The following is a 10,418-nucleotide window of genomic DNA, read 5'->3' on the forward strand; positions in this document are numbered from 1 at the left end:
TTGAACAGTGATGTTCAGCAGTGTTCAGCGTAAATGTATCAGTTTGGAATAGTCACCACCTCTAGCTCGGAAGTCCATCGTTGCCTTTCACCAGCCCTGCCCGAACGGCATCCAAAAACTGACGGGCAGTGCGACCGGAAAAGCCGTTTTGCTGTTGGGCCCAGATTAAGGCCTGGCGGCGCAGGGCATCCAGAGATTGGGTGAAACCCAGCCGCTGGGCCAAGTGTTCTACGGTTGCCAGGTAATCTCCCTGGGTGAAGGGGGTGAAGGTGAGGGTGAGGCCGAAGCGATCCCGCAGCGACAGCTTTTCCTGGACCGTATCCCAGGCGTGGACTTCTTGATCTTGGGGATTGGGACGATCGCCAAAAAACTCGCGGATGAGATGGCGGCGGTTGCTGGTGGCATAAAGGCGCACGTTGGGGGGCGGCGCAACGAGATCCCCCTCCAGGAGCACCTTGAGCTGCTTGAACTCGGTTTCCTCTGCCTCAAAGGAGAGATCGTCCACAAACAAGATGAAAGGCAACACCTGCGCCCGCAGCTCTGCCAAAATCTCCGGCAACTGAATCAAGTCTGTTCGCCTCAGCTCCAATAGGCGCAGCCCCTGCAGGCCGTAGCGGCGCAACAAGGCCTTCACCAGGGAAGACTTGCCCGTACCCCGCGCCCCGTAGAGCAACACATGCAAAGCCGGATCCCCCCGCAGCAGGGCTTCGGTGTTGGCCGCCAACTGCTGTTTCTGCCGTTCGTAGCCGTAGATCTCCTCCCAGTCAGACAGATCGGGAGCAGGGATCCCTTCTAGCCCTGCTGGCCCCCAGCGAAAGGCCCAGTAGCGACCACAGAGCCCTACCCCCCTTTGGCGGTAGTGGGCAATTAAGGTCTCCAAGCTCTGGCCCCAATCGGCAAAAGAGCGGGGATCCCAGCCGAAGCTGCTGTTGTTTTCATCCGGCCAGGGGATCCCCAACCCCAACGCCTGCATCTGCTCGGCAATGGTCTCCTGACTGTCCGCTAGGGTTTGCAGACAGCGCAGGTCGTGGCGGGCAGCCTGCATCAGAGGCTCTGGGATCTCTTGGGATCGCAGCGCCGCGCGGGAAAAGGGGTTATCTGCCCAGCGGATCTCCCGGATCAGCCATTGCCGCCAGCTCAGGCCCTGCCGGGCCAACTGCTCAAACCAGCGCCCGTAGGCCGCCCAGCAAGGCAAGGGATCCCCTGTCATCAACTGCTGGATCAGCTCCTGCCAGGCTAGGGCTAGGGGGTGGGTGCAGATGTCCCGGAATACCAGCAGCTTGGCCGCTGCTTCTGCTGCTTCTTGGAGGGGGGTCATCGCTTGAAGCCGCTCTAACTTGGCGTTGCTTATCCGCTCCCTAGGGGAGGAGACTGGGGGTAGTTGCGTTAACAACACGGAGCGCTTGAGTTACCTGGCATTGTCCCGCCGGCCCAGTTCATAGAGGCCTCCGCCGACGCAGGCGATCAGGCCGCAGGAGACGACCCAGCTTTTGCCCAAGGAGATCTCCGTCAGGGCTACCACCAAGCCTGCTGCCAGCAAAAAGGGAAGGGTGCTCAGCAAGGAAGCCAAAGCTCCACTGGGATCCCATAGCAATTGCTTTTCCCAGCTCTCCTGCAGCTTTTGATGCAGCGGCGAAAACCCCCACATTAGCCCTAAGCCCCACAGAGCCGTGGCGGCCCATAAAGAGGGGCGAAGCATCTCCCAGCCCACAAGTCCAACCCCAACGGGATCCACCGGTCAACTCCCAACCCTGCCTTTCTAGGCTAGCGGGATTGGGCCCAATCGGTGGCGGTAATGGTGGTGCCAGGAAATTGAATGGGGTTGCCCAAGCTCTGGATTTGGGCCTGGAGAGCTGGCAACAGCCGCAAATCCAAAAGCGGCTCCTCCACGATCTCCGCCGGGATCAGATCCCGTTCTAGGGCAAAGTGGGCCGTGTGGCCGGCGGCGGTGCCAATGGCCCATTCCACCGGATGCACCCGGTAGGAGGCACTGGCAATGCGGCTGGTGGCGATATTTTTGTTGCCGGCTAGCAGATTGTCAATGCGCTGGGGGATCAGCGCCCGCAGGGGGATCTGGTAAGGGTAGCTGGGGGCCTGCGCGTCTTTGTTGTTGCTGGGGGGCAGGGAAAAACCCGGCAGCAGGCAATCGTGAAAGTCGATGGGGTACTGGCCCACCCCCACTGAGTCGTAGAAGATAAAGGGGCGACCACGATTCAACTCCGATTCCCGTGTGGTGATGTCCGACTCGTAGATGGTAAATCCTTCTGGGTAGGAGAGGCTGGGCCGACCAATGATGCGCCGCGACTCGCGGATATAAGGGTACTTGGAGAGGCCGCTGGCAGTTCCCATGGGGGTATTGGGCCCCCGTAGGTAGGCATAGCGCAAGTAGAAGTCTTTTTGAAAGTTGGGATCCTCCTGTTGCAGGAGAAAATCCGTCCTTCCCGCCACCAGCCAGTAGAAAAAGCCCTTAGCATGCTGCTCAGCTCGCCGCAGGGCTTCCACCCGCAGGCCCCCCATCCAGCCGCCCGGCTGCAGTTGGCCTGAGGCCTGCAGTTGCTCGTGGGTAAGGATGAGGTTCATCTCCGGCCCTGTGATGCGCCAGTCGTTGCCCCAAGTCCAGTTTTGCATTGACTGATCCCCCACCCGGATGGCCTCTTCCCCAAAGCCGAACACCTGTCCCCGGATGCGGCGGTAGGTGAAGATCAGCGCAAAGTTGAAGCGAGGGTGTTCGTAACTGTAGTAGGGGCCGTGCAGTGGGTCATTGTAGAACTCGGGCTTGATGGGGACTTGGGGCACAGCAGAGCGCTCCAGGACAAAGGTGTAGGTGAAGCCCTGGGTACAGTAGGGATCCACATAGGGCTTGGAGCTGGGTTCCCAGCGGCTTTGGCCATCAGTTCCCAGGCGGTAGGGCACCCGCGCCAAGGGCAGCAGCTCGCCGGTTTCGGTGGCATCGATCACCACCCAGGGCAGGGTTTTCCCCTGGCGTTCTGGCGGCGGCTCAAAGCGCAGGATCTCCTTGTCCCAGTCCTCGGTGGGCTCCAGGCGGTAAAAGTCCAGGAGATAGGTGGACAAATCCCCCCGCTGCTCCGGCTCCACGCCGGCGTGTTTGGGGATGTTGCGGATGGCCTGCACACTGCGGATCTGAGAGTCTTTGATCTCCAAATCCTTCACTACCGTCTCGGTGAACAGCCGCAACTGCCCCGACTGCAGATAGGGATCCAACATCTCCCGAATCACCTGGTGGCCCACCTGAGGGGAAAAGCAGAGCACGCTCACCCAGCATTTGCCCGGATTGGGATCCCCGCCGTATTTTTCCCGTACCCGCTGGCGAAACTCGCTGTAGCCTTTGGGGAAGATGTCATTTTCTCGTTGCAGGGGTCGCTCGTCCAAAGCGGAGACTCCCTGGGCGCTCACCTGCCCCCCGATCCAATCGGTGATCTCCGTCATGCACACCTGCCGGCCCAGTTGCAGCGCGTCATAGGCCGCCGCCACCCCCCCCAGCCCGCCCCCCGCGATGAAAATCTCACAGGGGATCCGGGTTTCCGGCAGGGGCGCCGTCGAGGGTTGGGCCAGGCCCGCTCCCGCCCCGAGGATCCCTACTCCCAACGCCACACCGCTCCACCCCAGAAGGTTGACCTGAAGTTTCATCGAATGACCTCTCCACACCCACGCTACAGCTTGGCCTTTTGGACTTTCCGGCAACCTCTATCATGGGAGAAAGCCTTGGGGATGCTCATGCCGGATTCCACCTTTGTCATCACCACCCCCATCTACTACGTCAACGCCGCTCCCCACATCGGCAGCGCCTACACCACCCTGGTGGCGGATGCCATTGCCCGTTACCATCGCCTGCGGGGCAAGGATGTGCTGATGGTGACGGGAACCGACGAGCACGGCCAGAAGATCCAGCGCACCGCCGAAGAGCGCGGCATTCCCCCTCAGCAGCACTGTGACGAGATTGCGGCTCAGTTTGCCCAGCTTTGGCAGTTGCTAGACATCCGCTACGACCGCTTTATCCGCACCACCAACCCTCGCCACAAAGCCATTGTGCGGGAGTTTTTTCAGCGGGTTTGGGATCAGGGGGATATTTTCGTTGGGCGGCAGCAGGGTTGGTACTGTGTGGCCTGCGAAGAGTTCAAAGACGAGGCCGAGCTGCTAGAGGGAGGATTTTGCCCCCTGCACCCCACCAAGAAGGTGGAGTGGAAAGACGAGGAAAACTACTTTTTTCGCCTCTCCCGCTACCAGGAAAAGCTGGAAGCCCTCTATGCCGAGCACCCGGAGTTTATCCAGCCAGAAAGCCGCCGCAATGAGGTGATTAACTTTGTCAAGCAGGGCCTGCGGGACTTTTCCATCTCTCGCCCTAGTGTCTCCTGGGGGATCCCTTTTCCGGCGGATCCCGGCCAAACCCTCTACGTCTGGTTTGACGCCCTGATCAACTACATCAGTGCCGCTCTGGATCCTGACGACGAGCCCACCTTGGCAAATGCCCTACGCCGCTACTGGCCTGCGGATGTGCACCTGGTGGGCAAGGACATCGTCCGCTTTCATGCCATCTACTGGCCGGCTATGCTCATGTCGGCCGGTCTGCCTCTGCCCAAACAAATCTTTGGCCACGGCTTTCTCACCAAAGATGGCCTCAAGATGAGCAAAAGCCTGGGGAACACGGTGGATCCCTTTGAGCTGGTGCGCCAGTACGGCGCCGATGCCGTGCGCTACTACTTTCTGACGGAAATCGAGCTGGGCAAGGATGGCGATTTCAGCGAGGGCCGCTTCGTTGACGTGCTCAACGCCGATCTGGCCAACGATCTGGGCAATCTGCTCAACCGCACCCTCACCATGCTCAAGAAATATCAACCGGACTACCGCATTCCCGCCGTCGGGATCCCGGCTGACCACCCTCTCAAAACCTTGGCCGAGACCCTTGCCCCTCTGGTGGCCGCGGCCTACGAGGGGATGGATCCCGGCTCTGCCGCCCGCAAGGCCCTCAGCTTGGCCCAGGCCAGCAACAAATACCTAGATGAGCAGGCCCCTTGGACGCTGCACAAACAAGGGCAGGGGGAACGGGTGGCCCAGATCCTCTATGCCGTTCTGGAAAGCGTGCGCTGGGTGGCAGTGCTGCTCTCGCCCCTCATTCCCGCTCTCAGCCTCAAGATCCTGCAGCAACTGGGGTTCTCCCTCACCGACACCCTGCAACTGCGCTGGGATCCCGATGCGACTTGGGGCCAGCTTCCCCCCGGGCAAGAGCCCCAGCCTCCTACGCCTGTCTTTCAGAAGATCCTGAGGAACGCCTAGGGATTGGCGATGTCCGGTCGGGAAGATTGGGCAGCGGCTTGGGATCCCTCTGGTGTGGCTCCGCCGGCAAAAGGGCGAACATCCCCCAGGGGAATGGTTGAGGAAGCGACGGGGAAAGCACGGTTGGACGGGTCGGATGGGCGCAGCCGCGGGTTATGAATCGCGCCAGTGGTGGGGGGCACTTCGCCGGACAGCGTCTGCCAGGCTGCCCGTACCCCTGCCCAAAAGCTGCGGATATTGACTTGGGCGCCCTGGGCTTGGGTGCGTGCTCCTTCGATGGAGCGGTTGACCTGCTTCACCACTTGCCCAGCCCCTTTCACCCCTTCGTCGAGGCTGTCGGCAATCTCGCTCACTTCCAGGCTGGTCAGGCGCAGGGCCTCCAGCGTGGGCGGCAATTCCCGCAGCAGCGTGTCGAAAAAGCGCTCCACGCTCTGGGCAGCTCGACCCAGTTGAATGACGGCGGGCAGCAGGGTCAGGATCACCGCCAAAATGCCCACTGCCACCAGACCTACCGAGAGGCCCAGCCAAAATACCGGATCGGTCATCGCGCTTCTTCCTGTCGATCTTGGGCTTCTAAGTTCGCTTCTTCCCTGGCCAGGACGCTGCGGTTTTGGGCTTGGCTCAGTTCTTGTCGCTTTTGCAGCATCGCCTCTTTGCCCACCGCCACCGCCTGTTGCAGCCTCAGCAGGGCCTCGTCCAGACTTTTTTGGGCGGAGTCGAGCAGCTTTTCCGATTGGTACTGCAGGCTGCTGGTCACATCTTCTGCTACCTCTGGCAGGGCCTCTGCCGATTTCTTCAGCAGTCGCCGCGTTTCCCGTCCGCTGCGGGGAGCCAAGAGCAGGCCAATGGCGGTGCCCACAGCAGTTCCCAGCAACAGCCCACCGATAAACGCACCAGTCCGGTTTTCAGCCATGCTTTGCCAGAGTTGAGTTGGATACGGGTGGCCCCGAAACTAGACTACCTCAAGATCTCTCTAGATCTCTGGGCTCTCTGCTTTCGCCGACCGCCCCTAGAGAATCCGCAGGGGATCCACATCCAGGCTGACGCGGATCCCTTGGGGGGGATGGCCAATTGCGGCCTGGATCTGGGCAGCCAGCTTCGGGCGATCCCAATCTTGGTCGGGCAGTTGCTTCAGCAGGATCTGCCAGCGGTAGCGTCCGGCAACCCGCTCCACCTGAGCTGGCCCCGGCCCCAACACCTCTGCTGGGATCCCCTGTAGGCGTTCGGCCACCCGATGGCAGTAGCGCTCCAGGGCTTCCAGGCGGGTGCTGCTCAAGCGGATCAAAATCAAGGCTCGATGGGGAGGATAGCCCCCCTCTTGCCGTTGTTGCAGTTCTGCCCGCAAGAAGCCCTCGTAATCTTGGGCCAGCACCGCCCTCAAAATTGGGTGCTCCGGCAGATAGGTCTGGATAATCGCCTGTCCTGGCAGGGATCCCCGGCCCGAGCGCCCCGCCACTTGGGTGAGCAGTTGAAAGCTGCGCTCGCCGGCGCGATAGTCGGCTTGGTGCAACAGCCCATCGGCGGCCATCACGCCCACCAAGGTTACCTGGGGTATGTCCAGCCCTTTGGTGAGCATTTGCGTGCCCACCAGCACCTGGGCCTTGCCGCTGCGAAACTGCTCCAGCAAATCGCGATGGGATCCCTTGCGGCGGGTGGCGTCGCTGTCGTAGCGCAAAATCGAGAGCTGGGGCCAATGCTGGTGCAGCACTTCCACCACTTTTTGGGTGCCGGTGCCGAAGTGCTTCAGGTAGGGGGATCCACAGGCGGGGCAGCGCTGCGGATGGGGTTGGCGGGCGCCGCAGTAGTGGCAGCGCAGTTCCTGCCCGCCGAGATGGGCCAGATGAAAGGTGAGAGAAACATCACAATGCTCGCAGGTGAGGACAAACCCGCAGCTCCGGCACAAGACGAAGGTGCTGTGGCCGCGGCGGGGGACAAAGAGAATGGCCTGTTCCCCTCTGTCCAGCGTCTGCTGCAGGGCCTGGTGTAGACGGCGGCTGAGGATGCTGCGGTTGCCGGCTTGGAGCTCCTGGCGCATGTCCACCAGCTCCAGTTGGGGCAGGGTGGCCGGGATCCCAGCTTGGGGGATGCGCTGCGGCAGGGCCAGCCGGATCCACCGCTGCGGATCCTGCAGATGGGCGGCATAGGTTTCCACCGCTGGGGTTGCACTGCCCAGGACCAGGGGACAACCGGCCAGCTCGGCCCGCCACTCGGCCACCTGACGGGCGTGGTAGCAGGGCTGGGGCTGATCCTGCTTGAAGCTGTCGTCGTGCTCTTCGTCCAAGACGATCAGGCCCAGCTTGGACAAGGGGGCAAACACCGCCGAGCGGGTGCCGATCACCACTTGGGGGGTGGAGGACAGCATCTGCCGCCAGGTGTCGTAGCGCTCGCCTTCCGAGAGGCCGCTGTGGTAGGCCCACACCTGGGATCCCAGCCGCGCCCGAAACCGATCCATCAGTTGCGGGGTAAGGCCGATCTCGGGCACCAGCACCAGCGCCGACCGTCCTTGCTGCAGCACCTGGGCGATCACCTGCAGGTACACTTCCGTTTTCCCAGAACCAGTGACCCCGTGCAGTAAAAACCGCTGGAACCGGCCCAAAGCTTGCCGGATCGCCTCTACCGCCTGGGCCTGGGCGGCCGTCAAGGGCTTGGGCGGATCCCGCCACCCCGGCGGGCTGGCATCTCCCAGCCGCAGCAGTGGGCGCTCGTAGAGGTGGACACGGCCTTTGCGGGCCAACCCCTGCAGAACCGCTCGGCTCACTCCTGCCAGGCGCTCCCACTCGGCGAGCAGCAGCTCTCCCCCCTTCTGCTTGAGGATCTGCAGCGCCTTCTGCTGAGGGAGGCTCAGCCCCTCTGGGGAGTCGTCGGCCAGACTGGCGGCCAGCTGGGTTTTCACCCTGCCCCCCTGTTGCTCCTGCCAAAAGCTCTCCACCCAACCCCGTCGCTGCAGTTCCCGCAGGGCGAGGGCGGCAGTGGGCACCTGCTGTTGCACATAGCGCCAAGACAGCTCTCCCCCTTTGGCCTGAAGCAGCTGCAGCAGGGTTTGGGCAGCCGGCGAACATTCCTCCCCTTCGGCAGGGAGCCTGAGCAAGCGGACACGCCGCTGAGAACGGCTGAGCAAGCCGGGGGGCAATACCGTGCGCACCACCTGGGCCAGAGGGGTGAGGTAATAGTCGGCCACCCGCTGCAGCAGGGGCCAGAATTCTTTGGGCAGGATCCCTTTGGCCACCACCGCCTCGATCTCCCGCACCGACTGCGGATCCACCCCTGCCGGCAGCTCGGAGCGCCAACCCAAGGCCACTGCCCCCGCCATTTGCTGACCAAAGGGTACGCTGAGCAGGTCGCCCGCTTCTGGCGCGGATCCCTCTGGCACCCGATAGGTAAAGCAGCCCCCCAAATGGGGATGATCCACCCACACTTCCAGCCAGCGGGGAGGAACAGGCTGCAACACGGGATCCCTCACGGACGGGGCAGAAACCTCGGCAGATCGACCGCCCGCTTGCTTGCCCGAGACGGTAGAGGTTGGGCCAGGGGCTGAATTGTAGGCTTGGCAGCAGGGGTTGGAGACAGAGCCTGGCCAAGGGACTCTGTTCGCGTGAGGGCGCTGGAGGTATCGGCCCGAGGTGGGACATCCAAGCCTTTGCGTTCCAAAGCCGCCTTCAAGCTCAGCACATGCATCTGCTGCTGCTCGTATTTTTCTCGGAGAGAGCGGTTTTCTTCCCACAGGGCAGCACGCTCCCCTTGCAGGGCTTTGATCTGCTCTGCTTGCTTCTCCAGTTGCGTGGACAAGGTTGCAATTTCTTCTTGCAGATGGAGAATGGTTGCCTGCGCAGAGCGCAACTGTGGCTGCCAGTCGGGTTGGGCGGCCAACTGCTCCAAGGCAGCCTGCAACTGCCGCTCCATGGCGGAGAGATGCTGCTGGGCTTGGGCGTACTGTTCCTGCAGATGGCGGTGCTCTTGCTGCCAACGGGTAACTTCCGCCTGGGCTTGAGAGAGGGCCACTTGCAGCGCTTCGGCCTGGGCCTGCCACTGCTGTTGAAGCTGTTGCTGCGCCAGGGATCCCTGGCGCAGATGCTCCTGCTGAGCTTGCAAAGCCGCCAATTGAGCTTGGGCTTCGGCCAGGGCTGCTTCTAGCTCTTGCCGTTGTTCCCGCCAGCGCTGCTCGGCCTCGGCTTCCGTCTCGGCATAGCCCGCCAAACGGGCCTCGAGGTGTTCCCGTTGCTCCTGCCAGGCTGCCTGTTGGTCGCTGTACAAAGCCCGCAGGCTGCTCAGCTCCGCCTGAGTTTCGGCAATTTGAGTGCGGGCCAGAGAAAGCTCTGCCTTAAAGCGTTGCAGCATTTCCACCCGCTTTTCCGCCACATCCTGGGCTTCCAGCAGAGAGGCCTGCAGCTCCTGCTGGCGCTGTTCCCATTGACGGCGCTCCTGAGCGTGGGCCAAGCGTAGCTGCTCAATCTGCTCCTGCAGGGCCTCGATATCCTGCCGCTGCCGTTCATTTAAGCGTTGCCGAGCAGCAAGCTGAGCTTCCTGATCCGAGATCTGGACTTTCTGAGCCGCCAAAGTCTGCTGCAACTGTTGCAAGAGATGCTCCCGCTCCTGCAGCGCCTTCTCTTGTTCGGCCACCTTCTGGTGCAAAGCCTGCAGTTGTTCCTGAAGAACTCGCCGCTCTTGGAGCTCGGCTTCGGCTTTGAGCAGACGGCTCTCCAAGGGCTGTTGCTGCCTCAGGGCCAAATGGCGCTCCGTGCTGGGATCCGGTTCGGATGCTGAACAGCCCGCATGAGTCTCTGAAAGGATGGGATCCGAGTCACCTGAAGAGGGAGCACGCATAGATTGAAGGAGAGATGAAGAAGCGGGAGCAAATGATAAAGTTCCCTGCAGTATAGAGAGATTTTTGGGCGGGTTCAAGCCAGAAGGGTGATCTTGTAAAATCTCCTGCTGCTCCGCACGGCGCGGAGTGCTATCGGCCTGTTTTGGCCGCGCTCTTGCTTCTGAGGTTCCCAAATCCCCGGACTGGGCAGAAGGGCTTGGCTTACTTTTTTTCGGCCGCGAGGCCCGATCCCGACCGGAAGAGGTCTCCCCTTGCTTGGGCGTGCTGATACATTTACGCTGAACACTGCTGAACATCACTGTTC

General features: G+C 61.9%; 8 protein-coding genes. 1 reads left to right on the forward strand and 7 read right to left on the reverse strand.

Features of this window, described 5'->3' with window-relative positions; translation table 11 throughout:
* Positions 1-61: 61 nt before the first annotated feature.
* The 3 genes from NW843_RS07570 to NW843_RS07580 form a co-directional block, all read right to left on the reverse strand.
* Entirely contained in the window at positions 62-1,318 is a 1,257-nt protein-coding gene (locus NW843_RS07570; protein WP_414522572.1) for an ATP-binding protein, read from the reverse strand.
* Positions 1,319-1,408: 90 nt separating this feature from the next.
* Positions 1,409-1,699 (reverse strand): hypothetical protein, encoded by a 291-nt coding sequence (locus tag NW843_RS07575; RefSeq protein ID WP_414522573.1) that lies wholly within the window; start codon positions 1,697-1,699, stop codon positions 1,409-1,411.
* A 65-nt stretch (positions 1,700-1,764) separates the two neighbouring features.
* Positions 1,765-3,648, reverse strand: coding sequence for an FAD-dependent oxidoreductase (locus NW843_RS07580; protein ID WP_414522574.1), 1,884 nt, complete (start codon positions 3,646-3,648; stop codon positions 1,765-1,767).
* Positions 3,649-3,735: 87 nt separating this feature from the next.
* On the opposite strand from NW843_RS07580, the gene metG reads away from it, so the two are divergent.
* Positions 3,736-5,292, forward strand: coding sequence for a methionine--tRNA ligase (gene metG, locus NW843_RS07585; protein WP_414522576.1), 1,557 nt, complete (start codon positions 3,736-3,738; stop codon positions 5,290-5,292).
* On the opposite strand, the gene NW843_RS07590 is transcribed toward metG, so the two are convergent.
* The 4 genes from NW843_RS07590 to NW843_RS07605 all read right to left on the reverse strand — a co-directional run bounded on the left by NW843_RS07590 (position 5,289) and on the right by NW843_RS07605 (position 10,113).
* On the reverse strand, positions 5,289-5,837 hold the full coding sequence (locus tag NW843_RS07590) for a hypothetical protein (RefSeq protein WP_414522575.1): 549 nt from the start codon (positions 5,835-5,837) through the stop codon (positions 5,289-5,291). The genes metG and NW843_RS07590 overlap by 4 nt on opposite strands.
* Complete coding sequence (locus tag NW843_RS07595; RefSeq protein WP_414409151.1) at positions 5,834-6,205, reverse strand: YtxH domain-containing protein; 372 nt, start codon at positions 6,203-6,205, stop codon at positions 5,834-5,836. The genes NW843_RS07590 and NW843_RS07595 overlap by 4 nt, the downstream gene beginning before the upstream one ends.
* 96 nt (positions 6,206-6,301) lie before the next feature.
* Positions 6,302-8,707 (reverse strand): primosomal protein N', encoded by a 2,406-nt coding sequence (gene priA / locus NW843_RS07600; RefSeq protein ID WP_414522577.1) that lies wholly within the window; start codon positions 8,705-8,707, stop codon positions 6,302-6,304.
* 41 nt (positions 8,708-8,748) lie between these two features.
* On the reverse strand, positions 8,749-10,113 hold the full coding sequence (locus NW843_RS07605) for a hypothetical protein (protein ID WP_414342953.1): 1,365 nt from the start codon (positions 10,111-10,113) through the stop codon (positions 8,749-8,751).
* Positions 10,114-10,418 lie beyond the last annotated feature (305 nt).

Source organism: Synechococcus sp. R5-12 (assembly GCF_047502655.1).
GTDB lineage: Bacteria > Cyanobacteriota > Cyanobacteriia > Thermostichales > Thermostichaceae > Thermostichus.